Below are 22472 nucleotides of genomic sequence, written 5' to 3' on the forward strand. Positions count from 1 at the left end.
CAATACAGTTCACAAAAGGGCGCTTCGGCGCTCTTTTTGTTGGGCTTTAGTCCTATAGCAGATAAGCGAAACGCTTTGCTATAGTGATATTGTTCGCTTATGCACAATAGGGAAATGATTAATGGATGCCAGCGAGTTACAACCAGTAGAGCAGTTTTTAGCGGCTCATTCACCGTTTGATTCATTACCCGTTGATGTGATCCAACGGTGCGCAAAATTGATTACAGTTGGTTATTACAGTAAAGCCTCTGCATTTGTTGAGTTTGATAAAGACAATCCTAAATTATACATTGTACGTAGTGGCGCATTTGAAGTGCGCGATCCCGAAGGGGTGCTGGTTGATAGAGTCGCAGAAGGCGAATGTTTTGGATTTTCCACCTTATTATCTGGTGAGAAAGTGGTTAATAAAGTAGCCATCCTTGAAGACAGTTTAGTTTATCATTTACCACAATCCGTGTTTGCCAAATTGCGTTCCGAGCATCGAAGCTTTGATCAGTTTTTTGCCCGTGCTTTTGCTAAACGCTTGCGCAATGAAGCTAAATTTACTGCTAAAGACTTGACTGCAACTAGTCGTATTACTTCAATTATGTCATCTCAGCCCATTATGATTGATGCGCATGCCAGTGTGATGGATGCAGCTAAAATGATGCGTGAGCACAGAGTGTCATCGGTGTTAGTTACCGATAACCGAAAATTAACCGGTATATTGACTGACCGGGACTTACGTAATCGTGTCATTGCTGAAGGATTAGATGTTAATACACTGGTGAGTCAAGCTATGACAATCAATCCAGTGACAACCCACGCTAATGCGTTAGTGTTCGAAACAATGTTAGCGATGAGCGAGCATAATATTCACCACTTACCAGTAGTTGATGGTAGTCATGCGTTAGGGATGATCACTAGCACTGATATATTACGCTCTCAAAGCTCTCAGCCACTTTTGCTTATTGGCGAAATAGGGCGACAAGGTAACATAGAAAAACTTATTCAAGTGAGTAAACAGATCCCATTACTATTACAAAACCTAATTAGTGCCGATGCCAGAGCAGAAGAGATTGGTCGGGTATTAACCTCAGTAACCGATGCATTAACTCGTCGTCTTATTGAGCTGAACCAACAGATTTTAGGACAGGCTCCGATGGCGTTTTGTTGGTTGGCTTTTGGTTCCCAAGGTCGCCAAGATCAAGTGGCCTGTTCGGATCAAGACAATGGTTTATTACTTGCTCACGAGCCTGATGAATTCGCTGCTGCTTATTTTGAAACCTTAACCAAAGCAGTCTGTAAGGGATTAGATGAATGTGGTTATATTTATTGTCCCGGCGACATTATGGCGCAAAATCCTAAATGGCGATTATCACTGGTGAAATGGAAAGGGCTGTTTTCAAAATGGGTTAATACCCCAGAACCAAAAGCCTTAATGCATGCCAGTATTTTTTTCGATATGCGATCAGTATTTGGGCCACAGAATTTATTTAGTGAACTTCAAGATGATGTTTTAGCCTCAACAAAAAATAACGATATCTTTCTGGCTGGCATGGCGGGTAATTCGCTTACAGAATCTCCACCACTGGGATTTTTTAGAAAGTTTGTGCTTGAGCGTGATGGAACAGAAGTTAAAGGCATGGATTTAAAGCATAAGGGCAGTGCGTTAATTAATGACATTGCTAGAGTGTATGCGTTAAGTGCAGGGATAAAAGAGGTGAATACTGCCAAACGAATTAGAGTATTGATGGACTCGAATATTATGAATCGTAAAGATGCCCTTAACTTGGCGGATGCCCATGAGTTTATTGCGCATATGCGTTTAGCTAATCAAGGTTACCAAGCGACCAATAATTTACCTGTTAATAATTTTTTAAAACCACAACATCTTTCTTCATTAATGCGTCATCAACTGCGTGATGCTTTTAAAGTGGTCCATGATGCACAAGCTGGTATAAAACTTAAGTTTATGAGGAGTTTTTAGTGTCTAATTTGTGGTGGATAAAAGTCGTGTTGTGGCGTAACAAAATTACCACTTTACCTTCGTCACTCAATTCTTATTTAGAAGCAATTACTCCAGCATTAACAAAACCATTTTTCGATGCGCCACTCATGGCAATCGATTTAGAAATGACAGGATTGGATCCCATCAATGATCAAGTCATTAGTATTGGCATGGTACCGATTATCAAGGGCGTTATTCCACTAGAGAAAGCACAACATATGATGATTGCAATTAACGGTAGTGTCGGTCATAGCGCGACGGTTCACGGTATTGTTGATAATCAATTGAATATGGCATTAACGTTAGACGAGGCCATTGACTGGTTTTTATCACAAACTAAAGGCTATATTTTGGTGGCTCATCATGCACCGTTAGATATACAGTTTATTCAACAGCAGTTAATACGCTGCTTTGGTCAATCTATTCCGTTAGTGTTTATTGATACGCTAGCAATAGAAAAGAAACGTTGTTTAATGCAACAACCTGTATTAAAGGAAGGTTCGCTACGATTAGGGGCGAGTCGAGAACGATATCATTTACCTGTTTATTCGGCGCACAATGCGCTTGTCGATGCACTATCATGTGCTGAATTATTGTTGGCTCAAGTGGCAGCGATGGGCGATATTAAAAAATTATATGTTAAAGACTTAATCAAGGTGTCTGCTTAGCAAATAAAAAAGCCAATCATCGAGACTGGCTTTTTATTAGATACTGAATAAAGCTTATTTTGGGTTATTAGCTTTATTGAAAAAATAGTCAACTGCAGGTTTAATCAATTCAAGTGCGGTTTTATCACAAGGTGGTAAATTTGCATCACTTACTGAGATAGGGGTTATTCTTTCTCCCCATTTAAATAGTACAGCTGCAGAGGTTAATCCTGCACCAAATGCACATGATAAAATCGTTTGTCCAGGGACAATTTTACCTTGAGACAACGCATCACAAATCGCAATAGGAATTGTTGCAGCCGATGTATTGCCATAGTCAGCAATATTAACGAAAGCTTTTTCTTTCGGAATTTTCATCCGGCTTATTAAAGTATCTATAATCCGTTCATTTGCTTGGTGCGGTATAACAAAATCGACATCATCGATACCCATTCCACATTTTTCTAATACTGTATTGCTTAAACTGCCCATGCCATGAATCGCACGTTTAAATACATCTTGACCATTAATGTGGATATAAAAGTCTAAAGAGTCAGTATCGAGTCTATCCATCTTGGAACCAAAGTCAGACTTTAAAATGTCACGACCTTCTGGATCATTATTAATCTCATAACCCAATATGCCGCCAGGTTGGTTGCTAGCTTCAAGCACCACTGCACCTGCTCCGTCACCAAATAAAACAGCTGTTTCGCGGCGAGACCAGTCTAAGTAAAACGACAAACGTTCAGCACCAATAATGAGGATTTTTTTACTTTGACCACTTTTAATCATTGAACTGGCTAAACCAACACCATACAAAAATCCACTGCAAGCGGCGTTAATGTCAAATGCACCGCATGTTGCACCAATATCGGCTTGTACTTTTGATGCAATGTTGGGGATTAAAGTATCAGGACTGGCGGTTGCTAAAATAATTAAATCGAGTTCACTGCCGTCGATCCCTGCAGCAGCAAGTGCATGCTTAGCGGCTACCGATGCCATTTCTGAAGTATTAACATGACTAATATTACGCTTACTGATGCCAGTACGTGTTTTAATCCATTCATCGGTTGTTTCCATGAATGTGGCTAAATCTTCATTGGTTAATGTCGCGGGTGGAACAGATTTACCCCAGCCGGTAATATGTGCATACTGCATAAGAATTCTCTCAATATGTTTCAATAATTAATAAAATTTAAATTCAACATCAATAGCTTGGCTTTCAAAGTAAACTGAGAAGCTCTTGATGGCAAGTTTTTCAAAATGCGGACTTAAATAGTCGTTACTAAAATTTGCTATTGTTTTTTTATGGCTTAACTTTTTGTTCTACCAGTTTTTTTATCGAAGTTGAGGCATGCAATATATGCTCACGCAACAATAGCGTCGCTTTTTCGATATCTCGATTTTTACATAATCCGAGCAACACTCGATGCTCTCTTTCTGCGACAGGGATCCCGCCAGTAAAAAGGAGCTGTAGACGAATATATCTATCGCAATTAGTGTTTAAACCGTTAACCACATCCATAGTATGGGGACGATTAGCCGCTGCATATAAACGAGTATGGAAGCGAGTATTAAGTTCACTCCAACTGGCCACAGATTCTTTCAGTTTAAATGCTAATTCAAGTTGAACCAAAATCGTCTCTGCTTCAATAAGATCGGTATCAGTTAACATTGGAATAGCTTTAGCCAATAAATCTGATTCAATCATAGCGCGTAACTCAAATAATTCGGTAACTTGTTCAACAGACAACAAGGTTGCTGTTGCACCTTTATGTGGCTCGAAATTGATCAGGCCTTCAGCTTCTAATTGTACTAAAGCCTCACGTACAGGAATGCGACTTACATTCAATTGTTCTGCAATTGCAGATTGTCTTAGCGGTTCTCCTCCTTGTATGTCACCAGAAAGAATCCGCTCTCTTAGCGCCTCAACGACAAGTTGAGTGCGAGTTTTATGAATAATAGGCGGTATATTGTTCATGTATTATATTGTCATTACTAATTTATTCGAGCAAGGGTACCGCTTAGCAGCAGTTTTATAAAGTGAAACCTATGCAATTGAGCTGATTAACGTCAGAAAAAGTGACCATTTAAACAAATATTTAAAAATATACAGATTGTCTGGCACCAAAATCATCTCAATGGGATAATAAGAATAGGAAAGCGTTTAAGGAGTGTAAGGTTGAATAAAGCAGTATTTTTAGATCGTGACGGTGTCATCAATATAGACAATGGTTACGTCCATAACGTGGACGAGTTTGAATATATAGACGGTGTATTTGAAGCTTGCTTAGCGCTAAAGCAAATGGGTTACCTATTAATAGTCGTCACTAACCAATCTGGTATTGCGCGTGGCATGTACAGTGAGGACGATTTTCATCATTTAACGGAATGGATGGATTGGAACTTTGCAGATAAAGGTATCGAGCTTGATGGTATCTACTATTGTCCACATCACCCAGAAAAAGGTTTAGGTGAATATAAGCAAGACTGTGATTGCCGTAAACCAAAACCCGGCATGCTAACTTCGGCGGCTGATTTTTTGGAAATCGATATGAGCCAGTCTGTGATGGTGGGTGACAAGGCTGATGATATGCGTGCAGCGAAAGCTGCGGGTATTAACACTGCTATTTTAGTTCGTTCAGGTAAAGTGGTAGATGAAACAGGCATTGCACTTGCCAGCGCCGTGGTTGACAGTATTGCTGATGTACCTAGTCTATTGAGTCAATTACTGACACAATAATTACAATATACATAACCACTTTTGGTTTATAGTCGGTTCATGTGTAAGCATTAGTCCACTTATATATGAACATCGACTATTGATAAACTATTTGGTTATTTCTCATTATTCCGTTTTAGCATGTCCTTCCCATAAATAAGTAGCCCTTGTTGTCTATCCACAACAAATGCTCTTAAGATAAGCTGATATGTTCAATTTAAATGGCTATATTGTTTAGACTCTGTTGAGTTAACATTGATTTAACCTTGTTTCAGCAATTTTTTAGCCTTAATGGGGTGAATTACATACTTAGATCTCTTTGAACTCTATAATTAGCCATATTAAAATACGAAAAATAAAATCAACATTGTTTGTAGTAAGCCGTTTTTGTTCATAAAGGCAGCAGAAACATGCTCAAATGTGGCTTTGAGTTTAAATTGTGCGCAGTTGAGTTGAATTCGTAATAAAAAAACAGAAAGCTCTTGCGCTATAAAATGTTTTCCCTATAATACACACCACTGACACGGAACACGGCGTCTAACGCTAGTTACCAGGTCCGCTCTTTAACAATTTATCAAGTAATCTGTGTGGACATTCACAGGTATTGAGTTATTCGAAATTACTTAAATCAGTTTAACTGCTTTAGGTAATCAAAAAATTTCAACTCAATGCAACGATGAATGTTCATAGTAATATGTAACAAACGTTTTATAGATTCTTCCGAGTTTATAAGATGTAATCAGAATTCATTGAGCCGAAGTCTTTCCTAACAGAAAGGTTTCAAAAAACTTTAATTGAAGAGTTTGATCATGGCTCAGATTGAACGCTGGCGGCAGGCCTAACACATGCAAGTCGAGCGGTAACAGAGAGGAAGCTTGCTTTCTTTGCTGACGAGCGGCGGACGGGTGAGTAATGCCTAGGGATCTGCCCAGTCGAGGGGGATAACAGTTGGAAACGACTGCTAATACCGCATACGCCCTACGGGGGAAAGGAGGGGACCTTCGGGCCTTTCGCGATTGGATGAACCTAGGTGGGATTAGCTAGTTGGTGAGGTAATGGCTCACCAAGGCGACGATCCCTAGCTGTTCTGAGAGGATGATCAGCCACACTGGGACTGAGACACGGCCCAGACTCCTACGGGAGGCAGCAGTGGGGAATATTGCACAATGGGGGAAACCCTGATGCAGCCATGCCGCGTGTGTGAAGAAGGCCTTCGGGTTGTAAAGCACTTTCAGTAGGGAGGAAAGGTAGCGTGTTAATAGCACGCTGCTGTGACGTTACCTACAGAAGAAGGACCGGCTAACTTCGTGCCAGCAGCCGCGGTAATACGAGGGGTCCGAGCGTTAATCGGAATTACTGGGCGTAAAGCGTACGCAGGCGGTTCATTAAGCTAGATGTGAAATCCCCGGGCTCAACCTGGGAATTGCATTTAGAACTGGTGAACTAGAGTCTTGTAGAGGGGGGTAGAATTTCAGGTGTAGCGGTGAAATGCGTAGAGATCTGAAGGAATACCGGTGGCGAAGGCGGCCCCCTGGACAAAAACTGACTGACGCTCATGTACGAAAGCGTGGGGAGCAAACAGGATTAGATACCCTGGTAGTCCACGCCGTAAACGATGTCTACTCGGAGTTTGGTGACTTAGTCACTGGGCTCCCAAGCTAACGCATTAAGTAGACCGCCTGGGGAGTACGGCCGCAAGGTTAAAACTCAAATGAATTGACGGGGGCCCGCACAAGCGGTGGAGCATGTGGTTTAATTCGATGCAACGCGAAGAACCTTACCTACTCTTGACATCCACAGAAGCCGGAAGAGATTCTGGTGTGCCTTCGGGAACTGTGAGACAGGTGCTGCATGGCTGTCGTCAGCTCGTGTTGTGAAATGTTGGGTTAAGTCCCGCAACGAGCGCAACCCCTATCCTTATTTGCCAGCACGTAATGGTGGGAACTCTAGGGAGACTGCCGGTGATAAACCGGAGGAAGGTGGGGACGACGTCAAGTCATCATGGCCCTTACGAGTAGGGCTACACACGTGCTACAATGGCGTATACAGAGGGTTGCAACGCCGCGAGGTGGAGCTAATCTCACAAAGTACGTCGTAGTCCGGATTGGAGTCTGCAACTCGACTCCATGAAGTCGGAATCGCTAGTAATCGTAGATCAGAATGCTACGGTGAATACGTTCCCGGGCCTTGTACACACCGCCCGTCACACCATGGGAGTGGGCTGCAAAAGAAGTGGGTAGTTTAACCTTCGGGAGAACGCTCACCACTTTGTGGTTCATGACTGGGGTGAAGTCGTAACAAGGTAGCCCTAGGGGAACCTGGGGCTGGATCACCTCCTTACCTATACGACTAACTCAATACCTAAAGTGCAGCGATGCATGTGAGTGTTCACACAGATTACTTGATAGAAAGAAAGAGAAAGATATCGAAAGGTATTTTTGAGGATTTTGATTGTTAATCAAGGCGCTTGAGAAGAGAGGGAGGATGTGTAGTTTACTACATGACGACCGAACGACGAAAGCAACGCTGAGTAACAGTTAAAAGACCAAAAAGAATGGGTCTGTAGCTCAGCTGGTTAGAGCGCACCCCTGATAAGGGTGAGGTCGGTGGTTCAAGTCCACTCTGACCCACCAAATCTTCATTTTATCTGCGTTAATTAAATACTCGTTTAGTGAACTAAACGTCGCATTGAATTAACTTGTTAAAATTCGATTTGGCTTCGCCAATCTTATGATTGGATACTGGATATTAATCTCACTGCATGTAAATGGGGCTATAGCTCAGCTGGGAGAGCGCCTGCCTTGCACGCAGGAGGTCTGCGGTTCGATCCCGCATAGCTCCACCATTTACACTTATCATGACGATAAGCATATGCATAGGTTAGAGATGCCAAAGATAAATGAAATTTTATCTTTGGCTTTTTTAAGCCCGCTCTTTAACAATTTGGAAAGCTGATAGTACTAACTAAAGGCGCATTGATAACGATCCGTTGTTATTGATGTGATTACGTTAGTGCGAAAATAATACTGATGCGAAAGTATCAGTATCTTGAGTTCTCAAAACACTGTTTAAGTGTCTTGAATATTCTAAAAACTAAGGCGAGTCCACTTCCTACCCTGGAGGTGAGACAAGTAAAAACCAGCTAGTTGCGATATAACGCAGGTGGTTCACGCAAGTGAAACTCATTTGGGTTGTATGGTTAAGTGACTAAGCGTATACGGTGGATGCCTTGGCAGTCAGAGGCGATGAAGGACGTAATAACTTGCGAAAAGCGTTGGCGAGCTAGTAATAAGCATTTGAGCTAACGATATCCGAATGGGGAAACCCAGCAGCATAAGCTGTTATCACTACATGAATACATAGTGTAGTGAGGCAAACCCGGGGAACTGAAACATCTAAGTACCCGGAGGAAAAGAAATCAACCGAGATTCCCCTAGTAGCGGCGAGCGAACGGGGATTAGCCCTTAAGTCTATGGGGTGTTAGTGGAATGAGTTGGAAAGCTCAGCGGCACAGGGTGATAGCCCCGTACATAAAAACTAACCATAGATGAAAACGAGTAAGGCGGGACACGTGACATCCTGTTTGAATATGGGGGGACCATCCTCCAAGGCTAAATACTCCTGACTGACCGATAGTGAACCAGTACCGTGAGGGAAAGGCGAAAAGAACCCCTGTGAGGGGAGTGAAATAGAACCTGAAACCGTGTACGTACAAGCAGTGGGAGCGGTTCTTGAGACCGTGACTGCGTACCTTTTGTATAATGGGTCAGCGACTTACGTTTTGTAGCGAGGTTAAGCGAATAGCGGAGCCGTAGGGAAACCGAGTGTTAACTGCGCGTTTAGTTGCAAGGCGTAGACCCGAAACCGAGTGATCTAGCCATGGGCAGGTTGAAGGTTGAGTAACATCAACTGGAGGACCGAACCGACTTATGTTGAAAAATGAGCGGATGACTTGTGGCTGGGGGTGAAAGGCCAATCAAACTCGGAGATATCTGGTTCTCCTCGAAAGCTATTTAGGTAGCGCCTCGAGCGAATACCATTGGGGGTAGAGCACTGTTAAGGCTAGGGGGTCATCCCGACTTACCAACCCTTTGCAAACTCCGAATACCAATGAGTACTACTCGGGAGACAGACAGCGGGTGCTAACGTCCGTTGTCAAAAGGGAAACAACCCAGACCGTCAGCTAAGGTCCCAAAGTGTATGTTAAGTGGGAAACGATGTGGGAAGGCTTAGACAGCTAGGATGTTGGCTTAGAAGCAGCCATCATTTAAAGAAAGCGTAATAGCTCACTAGTCGAGTCGGCCTGCGCGGAAGATTTAACGGGGCTAAACATACCACCGAAGCTACGGGTGCATGCCATTAGGTGTGCGCGGTAGAGGAGCGTTCTGTAAGCGGTTGAAGGTGAAGGGGTAACCCACACTGGACGTATCAGAAGTGCGAATGCTGACATGAGTAACGATAAAGGGAGTGAAAAACTCCCTCGCCGAAAGACCAAGGGTTCCTGTCCAACGTTAATCGGGGCAGGGTGAGTCGACCCCTAAGGTGAGGCCGAAAGGCGTAATCGATGGGAAACAGATTAATATTTCTGTACTTCTGCTAACTGCGATGGAGAGACGGAGAAGGCTAGGCTAGCGCGGCGTTGGTAGTCCGCGTTTAAGGTAGTAGGCTGTATTCTTAGGCAAATCCGGGAATACGTACTTAAATGTACAGGTTGAGAGCTGATGACGAGTCACTAAGGTGATGAAGTAGTTGATGCCATGCTTCCAGGAAAATCTTCTAAGCTTCAGGTTAGTAGAAATCGTACCCCAAACCGACACAGGTGGTCGGGTAGAGAATACCAAGGCGCTTGAGAGAACTCGGCTGAAGGAACTAGGCAAAATGGTACCGTAACTTCGGGAGAAGGTACGCTGCTGTCGGTGATGGGACTTGCTCCCTAAGCTGACGGCAGTCGCAGATACCAGGTGGCTGCAACTGTTTATCAAAAACACAGTACTGTGCAAAATCGCAAGATGACGTATACGGTATGACGCCTGCCCGGTGCCGGAAGGTTAATTGATTGGGTTATCTTCGGAGAAGCTCATGATCGAAGCCCCGGTAAACGGCGGCCGTAACTATAACGGTCCTAAGGTAGCGAAATTCCTTGTCGGGTAAGTTCCGACCTGCACGAATGGCGTAATGATGGCCACGCTGTCTCCAGCCGAGACTCAGTGAAGTTGAAATTGCGGTGAAGATGCCGTATACCCGCGGCTAGACGGAAAGACCCCGTGAACCTTTACTATAGCTTGGCACTGAACATTGAACCTACATGTGTAGGATAGGTGGGAGACTTTGAAACTTTGACGCTAGTCAGAGTGGAGTCAATCTTGAAATACCACCCTTGTAGTTTTGATGTTCTAACCGCGGCCCCTTATCGGGGTTCGGGACAGTGCCTGGTGGGTAGTTTGACTGGGGCGGTCTCCTCCCAAAGAGTAACGGAGGAGCACGAAGGTTGGCTAAGTACGGTCGGACATCGTACGGTTAGTGCAATGGCATAAGCCAGCTTAACTGCGAGACATACACGTCGAGCAGGTACGAAAGTAGGTCATAGTGATCCGGTGGTTCTGAATGGAAGGGCCATCGCTCAACGGATAAAAGGTACTCCGGGGATAACAGGCTGATACCGCCCAAGAGTTCATATCGACGGCGGTGTTTGGCACCTCGATGTCGGCTCATCACATCCTGGGGCTGAAGTCGGTCCCAAGGGTATGGCTGTTCGCCATTTAAAGTGGTACGCGAGCTGGGTTCAGAACGTCGTGAGACAGTTCGGTCCCTATCTGCCGTGGGCGTTGGATGATTGAAGGAAGCTGCTCCTAGTACGAGAGGACCGGAGTGGACGAACCGCTGGTGTTCGGGTTGTTATGCCAATAGCATTGCCCGGTAGCTACGTTCGGAATCGATAACCGCTGAAAGCATCTAAGCGGGAAGCGAGTCCTAAGATGAGTCATCCCTAGAGCTTTAAGCTCTCTAAAGGGCCGTAGGAGACTACTACGTTGATAGGCAAGGTGTGTAAGCGTTGTGAGGCGTTGAGCTAACTTGTACTAATGACCCGTGAGGCTTAACCATACAACCCAGATGGGTTTTACTGAAAATGTTCCCGACATTTTCTAGCACTTCCTCCTTCCATGGAGGTCGTACTAAAGGGAGCATGACCTTAGTGTTAGAATAGAGCGCTTAGACAGTGTGAGAGACTCAAAAAGCAATCAGCTTTCCGAATTATTATTTAATGCATCAAGAATAATGCGTTAGATAAGCAAAATTTGTCTGGAAACCATAGAGCTGTGGCACCACCTGATCCCATTCCGAACTCAGAAGTGAAACACAGTATCGCCGATGGTAGTGTGGGGTCTCCCCATGTGAGAGTAGGTCATTTCCAGGCGCCTAATTGACTTGAAAGAGTCGTGAAACAGCCCGCTACTATGTAGCGGGCTTTTTTACATCTGCAATTAGTTGAAATTAGGGCTTGGTTTATCTGAACATAATACCAATCCGCATTAGACTTTGCCCATATTAGCCCAGTCTCTTGTACACAAACTTTTTACTCTGTCCTTGCACTGAATAAACGTATTCCAAGCACTGCAATACTGCTCAACAATATCGTTATAACCTTCAAAACACCTATTGGCTAAACAGTGCTGTCTTAGCCATTGCCATGCCTGTTCTATTGGATTTAGCTCTGGAGAATAGGGTGGTAATTTAGGACCGATAAATTATTGAAGTCTTTGGCTATATCATCCGTATACCACCCCGCGCCATCTATGATAACAAGCGCATATCTATCCGAATGGTTTGCTTCAAGTGTTGCCACATAGTTCAGCGTGAGTTCTGCGCCTTCTAGGCAAGTAATAGGATTAATGAAACGACTAGAGGGTGCTGGCACGATATTAGGTGTTGCTTTTATTAACGATAAATGTGCTCACATGGACTGGTTTACTGGTTTACTGGTTTACTGGTTTACTGGTGTATGGAAGAAACGTATCGAAAATGGAGTAATAGAATGGTTAGAAATACAGCGTGGCTTACTGGTAAATTTTTCGGTTTATGAGATAGAACTTTTAGATAGGTTGTTGGGTAAAATGCTTAATCAAGTTGAATAAGATAGTTCTGTTTAGCTCGTGTTAACTCTAGTTACTTGATCGCTTTAAGCTAATAATGAGATCTATATCAAAGTTTAACTGAACTCGTTGTTACAAAATTTGGTTAGGTTTATGATCTTATTTACTGTTTTAGTAGTGTTAGGTTTGATTAAAGCTAGCTACTGAGTAAAATTATTATCAATTGCAGATATTGCGAGTAAAATAAAAACATCGACAAATTATATCTGGATTTATCTGTGAGGATGACAGTTTTACAATCTCGCACCGGATGGTTTTTCCGTTTTGATTGGTGCTTGGTCAATTACACCGCATTGTTATCTCTCCTCATTTTATGTATAACAGATTTTTGCATATCTAGGCTTTCTTGGCCGATTATTTAATTGTTCAACGGTCCGATATAGTCATTTAATAGGCATATAATGAAGATAGTTGATTCAACTTAGTGGAAGATATTGGATACTTTTAGCTGAAGACGACGCGCAGTTGGTTTCCGGCTTTGAAACAATGGTTATTGTTACAGAAAGAAGGATTTTTAGACAATGAATAACACTATGAAGAAAGCAATATATGGTGGCCTTTTAGTAATTGTCATCGCTGCATGTTGGGCTCTATGGCAATATTTTCAAGTACAACCATTGGCTGCTGGATTCGCCTCCGGTAACGGAAGAATTGAAGCTGTAGAGGTTGATATATCAACTAAAATAGCTGGGCGAGTCGATACCATTTTAGCGAAAGAGGGAGACCTTGTTCAAACTGAACAGGTTGTCGCTAAAATCAATACTGATCAATTGCGAGCTCAGCTAATCGGTGCAGAGGCAAACGTCGCCAGCGCTGAAAGCCAAGTTGCATCAGCTTTGGCAGCCATAGAGCAGGCAAAGGCTGAACTGGTATTGGCTGAACAAGAGTTGTATCGCGCACAGGAACTGATAAAAAATAATCACATCAGCAAAGAAACCTATGATACTCGTGTAAGCCAGGTTGCCGTTGCCAAAGCAGCCTTAGTGGCCGCCAAAGCAGGACTTGTGTACCGAGAACGTATGGTTGACGCTGTAAGAGCTAGTACTACAGAGATCCAGACTCAAATCGACGATTGCGTTCTCAAATCACCTGTTATTGGTAGAGTTATTTATCGACTTGCCGAACCCGGAGAAGTCCTAGGGAGTGGTGGTAAAGTTCTGACTGTAGTGAACCTTGCCGATGTGTATATGGAAGTTTTTTTACCGTCAGCCCAGGCTAATAATATTGCCATCGGTGCTGAGGCTCGAATTAAACTGGATATCTTAGATTTCGCTATTCCGGCATCAGTCAGTTTTGTGTCACCCGAATCCCAATTTACACCAAAACAGGTTGAAACTCTCAGTGAACGCGAAAAGCTTATGTTTCGCGTCAAGGTGCGTATCCCACAAGATTTAGTGAAGAGCCATATTGATGATGTAAAGACTGGGGTGCGTGGAGTAGCTTACATTCGTCTGACAACTAAATCCGGAGAAAATCCTGCTCCGTGGCCGGACTTTCTTCAGAAATTACCACCGGAAGCCGAACCCGTCTCAGTCAATAATAACTAATGTGGGTGCAGTACCATGGACCAACAAGATTATCCTATCGTCTGCATTAAGGGTGTTTCACATACCTATAAGAAAGTGAATGCTATCGAAGATGTGTCACTGACCATTCCTTCTGGGATGATGGTTGGCCTGCTCGGTCCCGATGGTGTTGGTAAGTCGACGTTGCTAGCACTTATTTCGGGGGTTCGGAAATTGCAGCATGGTAGCCTTGAGGTGCTTGGTGGTGATATGTCCTCGGCACGTCATCGCTCCGAAGTTGGCCCTCGTATTGCGTATATGCCCCAAGGTCTGGGTAAGAACCTTTATAGCGAGCTGAGTGTCGCCGAAAACTTAGATTTTTTTGGCAAGTTATTTGGTCAAGGATCTTCTGAGCGTAAAACGCGTATCGATCGCTTGACTAAAGCAACGGGACTTAATGCTTTCCTATCAAGGCCAGCAGGTAAGTTATCTGGTGGCATGAAACAAAAGCTTGGGCTCTGCTGTTCGCTTATTCATGATCCTGATCTATTGATATTGGATGAACCAACAACGGGCGTAGACCCGTTATCTAGACGACAATTTTGGCAATTAATCAAAGCGATCCGTAGTGAAAGGCCAACCATGAGCGTGATTGTCTCTACTGCTTACATGGACGAAGCTGAAGAGTTTGATTGGCTGGTTGCCATGGATGCTGGACATGTTCTCGATACGGGTACACCAGCGGAACTAAAAATCAAAACAAACTCCAAAAATTTAGAACAAACGTTTGTGCGGCTGCTTCCTGAAGAAAAACGGGGAAGTGGTAAAGAGCTTGTTATCCCACCTTTTAACAAAACGGAAGCATCACCAGCTATTATTGCCAAGGGGTTAACGCGACGTTTCGGGGATTTTACAGCAGTCAACAACGTTAGCTTTGAAATTCAAGCTGGCGAGATTTTTGGTTTTCTTGGCTCTAACGGTTGTGGCAAGACCACTACGATGAAAATGCTAACAGGTCTTTTGCCTGCATCTGAAGGTCAGGCTTTCTTATTCGGTAAGATTGTAGATGCGAACGATCTGGAAATGCGCAAGCGTGTCGGATTTATGTCACAAGCTTTTTCGCTATATGGCGAATTAACTGTTTCACAAAACTTAACCTTGCATGCCCGCTTGTTTCATCTCTCACCATCAAAGACAACAGAACGTATAAATACACTGGTTGACCGTTTTGGGCTGCGCAATCAAATGGATGAGCTTGCTTCATCGTTACCACTTGGTATCCGTCAGCGTCTTTCACTTGCTGTTGCGGTTATTCACGAGCCCGAAATGCTCATTCTTGACGAACCTACTTCAGGTGTAGACCCCGTCGCCCGCGATGAGTTTTGGGAGCTACTTGTTGAGTTATCACGTCGAGATAAAGTGACCATATTTATTTCTACCCATTTTATGAATGAAGCTTTGCGTTGTGATCGTATTTCTCTGATGCATGCTGGTGAAGTACTTGTTTATGATGAACCGCAACATCTAGTAGAGGCCAAAGGTGCAGCCTCACTCGAAGAGGCATTCATCAGTTATCTGGAAGAAGCGATTGGAACAACTACTGAAGAACCTACCGTTTTGGATTCTATGCAAGTTGGAGAATCATCAAGGTTAACTGATTCACAGCCAACTAAAGTAAAGCAGCATGGTTTTAGTTTATCTAGGTTGTTGGCATACAGTTATCTTGAAATGATGGCGGTAATGCGTGACAAGATACGCTTGGCTTTTGCTTTTTTTGGCAGTGTTATTTTATTGATTGTTATTGCTTATGGTATATCTTTAGATATTGAGGATCTTACTTTTGCGGTGCTTGATTTTGACCATACACCTGAGAGTCGCCAGTATATAAGTAACTTTCAAGGATCACATTATTTTATCGAAAGGCCAGCGTTACAAAGCAAGGATGAACTCGAAAGGCGTCTTCAGTCTAATGATATAACCCTAGCGATAGAAATTCCCGCAGGTTTTGGCCATGATTTAAAAAAAGGCGAGATACCCAGTATTTCTGCATGGATTGATGGCGCTAATACTACCAGAGCCGGCACAATCGAGGGATATGTCACTGGCGGTTATATTCGATATCTTACACAATTAGCGACAGATGCTGGTATTAATGCAAGTGCTTTGTATAAAGTCGATCTCCAATCACGTTATCGTTATAACCCCTCTTTTGAGAGTATTTATTCCATTGGGCCTAAAACGCCCGCTTTGCTGTTGCTTTTCTTTCCTGCCATTTTGATGGCCGTGAGTATTTCTCGTGAGAAAGAGGTCGGCACCATTACCAACTTTTATGTTACGCCAACCAATAAATTTGAATACCTGATTGGTAAGCAAATCCCTTATATCGGTATTGGTATGATTAACTTTTTTATTTTGACTTTCTTGGTGGTTTTTTTGTTACAAGTACCGTTGAAAGGAAGTCTACTTGGCCTCACCGTAGGAGCATTTTTTTACGTTTGCGCTTCAACAGGTATTGGGCTAGTTGTTTCAGCGCTGACCAAAACTCAGGTTACCGCCGTTTTTGCCACCACGATTGTGTCACTATTGCCAACCGCGCTTTTCTCTGGACTGGTTCAGCCAACATCAACGTTGGAAGGCGGTGGATATATTATCGGTATGATGTGGCCTGCTACCTATTACATGCATTTGAGTGTTGCTGCATTTACTAAAGGATTGAGTTTCTTTGCCCTAACAGGCGACCTAATGATGTTATCGATTTACGGCCCTATCTTTGTCGTGTTAGCTGCAGTATGTTTGAAAAAACAGGAGGCTTAATTGATGAAAACTTGGAGTAACATCTTCTGGCTCGGTACTAAAGAGTTACGTAGCGTTCTAGGTGACGGGGTAATGGTAGTGCTTATCGTTTTCCTCTTCAGCGCTCAGATTTATTCGCGGTCAACAGCCATCAGCGAGTCAGTTAATAATGCGTCTATTGCCATAGTTGATGAAGACCACTCAATGCTTTCTCGCAACATTGCCAACGCTTTCTATCCGCCTTATTTCAATTTAGCCGAGCAAATTTCGTCTACTGAGGTTGACCAAGTAATGGATCAAGATCGCTTTATGTTTGTGGTTACTATTCCACCTAGGTTTGAAGCTGACGTACGTAATGGGCGCCTACCTAGTGTACAGATAGATGTAGATGCTACCGCAGTGACTCAAGCGAGCTTAGGTAACAGTTATATTCAAAGCATCATAACCAAGGAAGTTAACTTTTTTGTTAATCGCTCTAACGAAACGACAACTTATCCAGTGACATTAGTCCAGCGGCGGGCGTTTAACCCTAATGGAACAATGACGTGGTTTAGCTCAATCGGTGCTCTGCTCGATAATGTAACCTTATTGGCTATTATACTGACTGGCGCAGCATTATTGCGTGAACGTGAGCATGGCACCATTGAGCATTTACTTGTGATGCCATTGACTTCGTTTCAAATTATCATGTCAAAGGTATGGGCTAACGGATTGATAGTGTTGGTTGCATTTTCGTTGTCACTGTTCTTCATGGTCGAAACCGTATTAGATGTACCCATTGCTGGGTCTCGATGGTTATTACTTGGCGGTACGACCATCTACTTATTTGCAGCTGCATCTATTGGGATTTTTCTCGGTACCATTGCCCGTACTATGGCACAGTTTGCACTTCTTTTGATGATTGTCATAATACCCATGATGTTACTCTCGGGGGGGATCACTCCGATTGAGAGCCAACCAGACATCATTCAACCGTTTACATGGATTTTCCCTTCGCGTCACTTTATGGCTTTTTCTCAGGCAGTTGTGTTTCGCGGTGCCGATATTAGTATTGTGTGGCCAGAGTTACTCAATATCATTGGATTAGGGGTTATCTTTTTTGTTTGCAGCCTTGCACTTTTCCGCCGCTCAATTGCCGTTAGTCAGTAGTAGGCTTTAACGAGTTTAATGACTAGCAACGTTTTTAAATAACAAAGCCACCAATACGGTGGCTTTGTTATGTCGGTCATTTGATTAAGCGTTATTAATTTTTTGCTTTAGGTCATAAGCATCTTCGGTAACAACACGTTCAAGTACTTCAATTCGTTGACGCAGGGCGTTAATTTCATCGTGGAGTGCTTTATTGTTAGTTTCTTGTTCTGCAGTCGTATGCGATTGTCGTTGCTTCAGCTTCATTATACTAACAATAAAGCTACCTAAAATTGCCAATATAGGGATTAATAATACCATTGTTGCTGGGTTCATAATGTGTCCTTATTTATCTTTATTTATTGTCTATTATTGTGACGGTTTAAAACAAAATTACCAGTGACAAAAGTCATCAGTGTGAAATCAATATTAATCCATAGTACTAGAAATTAACGATTATTTTGCTATTGATTTTATTCATGATGATTAACGCGCAATAACAACTAGATAAATAATTTACTGGCAACACTTGATATATTACAGGCGGTCCATATATCTAATTTTGTAGCAGGAATGATTAACGAAATGCTCGATTGAGGTTTCAGTAAACTTGCTACCACAGTGCCGAAAGGGCTGTGAAAAACATTACACCACTAAATATATAAAGTGGTCATTTTTACATATTGCTTTAGACAAGGATATGAACATGCGTAATTTTAATATTTCTCCAGATTTAACCCCTCTCTACCGCAGTGCAATCGGCTTTGATCGTTTAGCACAACTTGCGGAACATGCCGCTGCAAGTAATACAAACAGTGGTTATCCTCCTTATAATATTGAGCTTTTAGGTGAGAATCGTTATCGCATCACCATGGCTGTTGCAGGTTTTGCAATGTCAGAATTAGATATTATGAGTGAAGGCGACAACCTGTTGGTTAAAGGTAATAAATCACCTAATAGTGATGAGCGGAAATACCTTCATCAAGGCATAGCAGAGCGTGGGTTTGAACGTACTTTTCAATTAGCGGATCATGTACGAGTAATCGGTGCGGAATTAGAACACGGGCTATTGAATATTGATTTAGTGCGTGAAATCCCAGAGGCAATGAAACCTCGTAAAATTGATATCACCACAACCAATACGCTTAGTTAGGCTGTTATTGCTAGGGTCTGTTGAGCTTTGCAGATTAAATTTTGTTCGAGATAAAAACGTTTTAATCGAGGCGAGCGGATTGCTGCCTAGCAATCTAAGTTACTTTTACTTAACGAAGAGTAACTCAACAAAGAGTAAAACGTTTTTAGCCGAACCCTTCGGGCAGTGTTTGTTGGTCATTTTTACTGCGTTATCGACTTTTTATGTAGAATAACTACACCACAAAGTCTCTGCCTTGTACAAATGACTAACAATTCGCTGCAAAACCAACCTTGAAAGGTCAACAGGCCCTAGGTTTATAAACTTAGCGGCTTAAGTGTTAATTATCATTTAAGCCGTGTTCCTAATCCGTTATTTTATCTCCCCTATTTACGCTTTTTTTGCGGATGCCTAGTTTCTTTTGAAGCTAGGCTTTTTTATATTTTATTTAACAATACCGGACCGGGGCCTTGTTCACCAAGAATATCATCGGGATTATACAGTGGGCAGTTTTGCATGGATAAACAACCACAACCGATGCAGCCTTCGAGTGAATCTTTCAATTTTTGCATCTTGGGAATTCGCAACGTCAGGGTTTGCTTCCAAAGGTTAGATAAATTTATCCAATCTTGTTTAGTGGCAGTTCTTCCATTTGGCAGGCTGGCAAAGGCTAGGCGTATTTCATCGAGTGAGATCCCTAATTGCTGAGCGGCTTTTATCAGTGAAATTCGTCTTATCACTTCTCGTGGGTAGCGCCGCTGATTACCTGGATTTCGCCAGCTCTTTATCAGGCCTTTTTGTTCGTAAAAGTGAATCGCCGAAACATTCATTCCACAACGTTTTGCCACTTGGCCAACACTCAATACTGCTTCTTCTGACATATACACCTCAAATTTTTATTATTTTGGCAAAATTAGCGCTTTACCTCAAGTTAACCTGAGGTATTAAGCTATGTAGCATTAATCATAAGGAGATACGTAATGCGATTAGAACATTTAAATTTGGTGGTAAATGATTTAGAGGAAACATTGGTTTTTTATCAAGCAGCATTTCCCCATTGGCGAGTGCGTGGAGGAGGTGAGTCCACTTGGCATGGCACACCAAGGAAATGGTTACATTTTGGAGATGATTACCATTATTTATCATTGAATGACTCTGGTACAGGTCAGATTCGTGATGTTAAAAGTAACGCTTTGGGTTTAGCTCACTTTGCCTATGTGGTGGATAATATCGATGCGTTAGTGACACGGTTAGCATTGGTGGGGTTTGACGTTGCCATTATGGGGGCTGAAAATCTTGCTTATAAAAGTCGTTATTTTATTGACCCTAATGGATTTGAAGTGGAGTTTATCGAGTATTTAACCGATATCCCGAGTGAAAGAAATCAATACGTTAGTGAATAACTAATGGATATAAACCCGTTGGACTTATTTACCAAGTATAACGGGTTTATTTGTGCTAATGACAATTCACATCATTATGAGGCGTAGCAGAAAACTATTATAGGTAGTCTGACAAATCGCTGTTAACAGCAATTTCTATTTCCTGTTGCTTTCCATGGAATAAGTAAGCCACTTCGTTACCTATTAGCTGTAATGTATCATCTTGACGCCACAGTGCGCTGCCTTCTTGAATGGCGATAACCGGGGTTAATGGATCGACTATCGTAAATTCTAATAAGCGTTGTGCACGAGTTTCACCATTGTGACCCGGCATTTGGTAATTAGTGTAATGAGGATTTAATTGAAACGGTAGTATACCTAAGGCAGTAAAAGAGGGTGGTTCAACAATGGGCATATCGTTAGTAGTACGAATACTGGAACCGGTAATGTTTGAACCTGCGCTCCATCCCACATATGGCATGCCATTTTCAACTCGCTCGCGGATTAAATGCATAAGGTCATATCGATACAGTTCGTTAAGTAATTGAAATGTATTGCCACCGCCAACCAAAATCCCTGCCGCATCTTGGATCGCTTGTTTGGGATCGGCAAATTGATGAATACTAGAGATGTTTATGTTAAGTGGTTCAAGTGCCGTTTGAACTTTAGTTAAATATTCATCGTAACTCATACTAACGCCAGCATAAGGAATAAACAGCCATTGTTGCCCAGGTTGAGTTAATGGACGTATAAGTTCAACGGTATGGGTTAGATATGTTGAATTGCCAACACGTGAAGCACTTAACATTAGTGCATTGATAGCCATGAATAATCCTTTGTGGTTATATTTATTATAGTTTATCAAAGATTAATCGTTGCTGACACAGGGTTATCAATTACAGAATATGCAGAGTTTTATTTAATCATCTGTGGCTAGAGCTTGTTTGCTAAATATTCAACTGTATGTTTTACATACCTATATAAGAGTCATAAATAATTTTTAATATAACTCTACTTGAAACTTAAATTTTTTGACATATTATGTCTCCATAGTAATAATGAAAAATCGGCATATTGCCTTACAGGAGCTTAAATGAAGCGTATATTTTTATTGATCGCAACCAACTTCGCCATCTTATTGGTTGCCTCAATTGTGATGTCTATTCTTGGAGTGAATACTTCAACAATGGGTGGATTGTTAGTATTTGCTGCCATTTTTGGTTTTGGTGGCTCGTTTATCAGTTTAGCCATTTCAAAGTGGATGGCGAAAAAAACCATGGGCTGTGAGGTTATTACTCAGCCACGTGATCATACCGAACGCTGGCTAGTTGAAACCGTTGCGCGTTTAGCTGAAAAATCAGCTATAAAGATGCCTGAAGTGGCTATTTACCAGTCAGCAGAGTTGAACGCATTTGCCACAGGCCCGAGCAAAAACAATGCATTAGTTGCGGTGAGTTCAGGGTTGCTCTACGGCATGACGCAGGATGAAATCGAAGGTGTACTTGCGCATGAAATCAGTCATGTGGCAAACGGCGACATGGTGACCTTAACCTTAATCCAAGGTGTAGTGAATACCTTTGTTATTTTTGCAGCGCGTGTTGTTGCCGGAATTATTAGTAACTTTGTTGCCAGTAACGATGATGAAGGCGAAGGTTTAGGCATGTTTGCCTATATGGCGGTAGTTTTTGTACTGGATATGTTGTTTGGTATTTTGGCCTCAATAATAGTGGCTTACTTTTCACGTATTCGAGAGTATAAAGCTGATGAAGGCTCGGCGCGTCTAGTGGGTAAAGGAAAAATGATTGCTGCGTTAGAGCGTTTGCGTCAAGGTCCCGAATCTGGTGCAATGCCTGCACAAATGTCTGCTTTTGGTATTAATGGTAAACGCTCTATGACAGAACTTTTAATGAGTCATCCACCATTGGAAAAACGCATAGCGGCATTGAAAAATAGCTAATATTCAGTCTATTACCATCTATTTGATCGCGATGATATTCAAAGGAGCCTGTTGGCTCCTTTTTT

The 22472-nt window shown here is 42.5% G+C and carries 15 protein-coding genes, 2 tRNA genes, 3 rRNA genes and 1 pseudogene; 15 read left to right on the plus strand and 6 right to left on the minus strand.

Features of this window, described 5'->3' with window-relative positions:
- Window positions 1-121 precede the first annotated feature (121 nt).
- Both ABIS04_RS07510 and ABIS04_RS07515 read left to right on the plus strand, forming a co-directional pair.
- A complete protein-coding gene (locus tag ABIS04_RS07510; RefSeq protein WP_140233933.1) occupies window positions 122-1969 on the plus strand; it encodes a DUF294 nucleotidyltransferase-like domain-containing protein in 1848 nt (615 codons plus the stop codon).
- Window positions 1969-2658: an exonuclease domain-containing protein gene (locus ABIS04_RS07515; protein ID WP_137221240.1), complete on the plus strand. Its 690-nt coding sequence runs from the start codon at window positions 1969-1971 to the stop codon at window positions 2656-2658. The genes ABIS04_RS07510 and ABIS04_RS07515 overlap by 1 nt, the downstream gene beginning before the upstream one ends.
- Window positions 2659-2712: 54 nt before the next feature.
- On the opposite strand, the gene ABIS04_RS07520 is transcribed toward ABIS04_RS07515, so the two are convergent.
- Window positions 2713-3795: a ketoacyl-ACP synthase III gene (locus ABIS04_RS07520; protein ID WP_350433062.1), complete on the minus strand. Its 1083-nt coding sequence runs from the start codon at window positions 3793-3795 to the stop codon at window positions 2713-2715.
- A gap of 148 nt (window positions 3796-3943) precedes the next feature.
- Window positions 3944-4618: a GntR family transcriptional regulator gene (locus tag ABIS04_RS07525; protein WP_350433063.1), complete on the minus strand. Its 675-nt coding sequence runs from the start codon at window positions 4616-4618 to the stop codon at window positions 3944-3946.
- 201 nt (window positions 4619-4819) lie between these two features.
- Here ABIS04_RS07525 and gmhB point away from each other — a divergent pair, with 201 nt between their 5' ends.
- From gmhB to rrf, 6 genes are all read left to right on the plus strand, one after another.
- Window positions 4820-5380 carry a D-glycero-beta-D-manno-heptose 1,7-bisphosphate 7-phosphatase gene (gene gmhB / locus ABIS04_RS07530; protein WP_350433064.1) on the plus strand — a complete coding sequence of 187 codons (561 nt, stop codon included), beginning with the start codon at window positions 4820-4822 and terminating at the stop codon, window positions 5378-5380.
- Between the two features lie 770 nt (window positions 5381-6150).
- Window positions 6151-7699: ribosomal RNA gene (locus ABIS04_RS07535) — 16S ribosomal RNA — on the plus strand.
- 216 nt (window positions 7700-7915) lie between these two features.
- Window positions 7916-7992 (plus strand) — tRNA-Ile (locus ABIS04_RS07540).
- 136 nt (window positions 7993-8128) lie between these two features.
- Window positions 8129-8204: transfer RNA gene (locus ABIS04_RS07545), tRNA-Ala, on the plus strand.
- A 352-nt stretch (window positions 8205-8556) separates the two neighbouring features.
- A 23S ribosomal RNA gene (locus ABIS04_RS07550) occupies window positions 8557-11461 on the plus strand.
- Between the two features lie 197 nt (window positions 11462-11658).
- Window positions 11659-11774 (plus strand): 5S ribosomal RNA (gene rrf / locus ABIS04_RS07555).
- The 16S, 23S and 5S rRNA genes sit together here with 2 tRNA genes alongside, the layout of an rRNA operon.
- A gap of 115 nt (window positions 11775-11889) precedes the next feature.
- Here the strand turns inward: rrf and ABIS04_RS07560 are convergent.
- Window positions 11890-12173 (minus strand): annotated as a pseudogene (locus tag ABIS04_RS07560) (transposase); the annotation flags it as partial.
- Between the two features lie 76 nt (window positions 12174-12249).
- Here ABIS04_RS07560 and ABIS04_RS07565 point away from each other — a divergent pair.
- The 4 genes from ABIS04_RS07565 (at window position 12250) to ABIS04_RS07580 (ending at window position 17957) form a co-directional block, all read left to right on the plus strand.
- Window positions 12250-12492, plus strand: a complete 243-nt coding sequence (locus ABIS04_RS07565; RefSeq protein WP_350433065.1) for a hypothetical protein — start codon at window positions 12250-12252, stop codon at window positions 12490-12492.
- A gap of 539 nt (window positions 12493-13031) precedes the next feature.
- Window positions 13032-14057: an HlyD family secretion protein gene (locus ABIS04_RS07570; RefSeq protein ID WP_140233936.1), complete on the plus strand. Its 1026-nt coding sequence runs from the start codon at window positions 13032-13034 to the stop codon at window positions 14055-14057.
- A 15-nt stretch (window positions 14058-14072) separates the two neighbouring features.
- Window positions 14073-16829, plus strand: a complete 2757-nt coding sequence (gene rbbA / locus ABIS04_RS07575; protein WP_350433066.1) for a ribosome-associated ATPase/putative transporter RbbA — start codon at window positions 14073-14075, stop codon at window positions 16827-16829.
- Between the two features lie 3 nt (window positions 16830-16832).
- Complete coding sequence (locus tag ABIS04_RS07580; RefSeq protein ID WP_140233938.1) at window positions 16833-17957, plus strand: ABC transporter permease; 1125 nt, start codon at window positions 16833-16835, stop codon at window positions 17955-17957.
- 84 nt (window positions 17958-18041) lie between these two features.
- Here the strand turns inward: ABIS04_RS07580 and ABIS04_RS07585 are convergent, their stop codons facing one another.
- A complete protein-coding gene (locus tag ABIS04_RS07585) occupies window positions 18042-18272 on the minus strand; it encodes a phage shock protein B (RefSeq protein ID WP_137221222.1) in 231 nt (76 codons plus the stop codon).
- 370 nt (window positions 18273-18642) lie between these two features.
- Here ABIS04_RS07585 and ABIS04_RS07590 point away from each other — a divergent pair, with 370 nt between their 5' ends.
- Window positions 18643-19089, plus strand: a complete 447-nt coding sequence (locus ABIS04_RS07590; RefSeq protein WP_137221220.1) for an Hsp20 family protein — start codon at window positions 18643-18645, stop codon at window positions 19087-19089.
- A gap of 416 nt (window positions 19090-19505) precedes the next feature.
- On the opposite strand, the gene soxR is transcribed toward ABIS04_RS07590, so the two are convergent.
- Window positions 19506-19949, minus strand: coding sequence for a redox-sensitive transcriptional activator SoxR (gene soxR / locus ABIS04_RS07595; RefSeq protein ID WP_350433067.1), 444 nt, complete (start codon window positions 19947-19949; stop codon window positions 19506-19508).
- 99 nt (window positions 19950-20048) lie between these two features.
- Between soxR and ABIS04_RS07600 the strand changes: the two genes are divergently transcribed.
- Complete coding sequence (locus ABIS04_RS07600) at window positions 20049-20471, plus strand: VOC family protein (RefSeq protein WP_350433068.1); 423 nt, start codon at window positions 20049-20051, stop codon at window positions 20469-20471.
- Between the two features lie 97 nt (window positions 20472-20568).
- Here the strand turns inward: ABIS04_RS07600 and pepE are convergent, their stop codons facing one another.
- Window positions 20569-21276, minus strand: coding sequence for a dipeptidase PepE (gene pepE, locus ABIS04_RS07605; protein WP_350433069.1), 708 nt, complete (start codon window positions 21274-21276; stop codon window positions 20569-20571).
- 267 nt (window positions 21277-21543) lie between these two features.
- Here pepE and htpX point away from each other — a divergent pair, with 267 nt between their 5' ends.
- On the plus strand, window positions 21544-22407 hold the full coding sequence (htpX, locus tag ABIS04_RS07610) for a protease HtpX (protein ID WP_350433070.1): 864 nt from the start codon (window positions 21544-21546) through the stop codon (window positions 22405-22407).
- Window positions 22408-22472: the final 65 nt, after the last annotated feature.

This window comes from Shewanella sp. H8, from assembly GCF_040285065.1.
Taxonomy (GTDB): Bacteria; Pseudomonadota; Gammaproteobacteria; order Enterobacterales; family Shewanellaceae; genus Shewanella; species Shewanella polaris.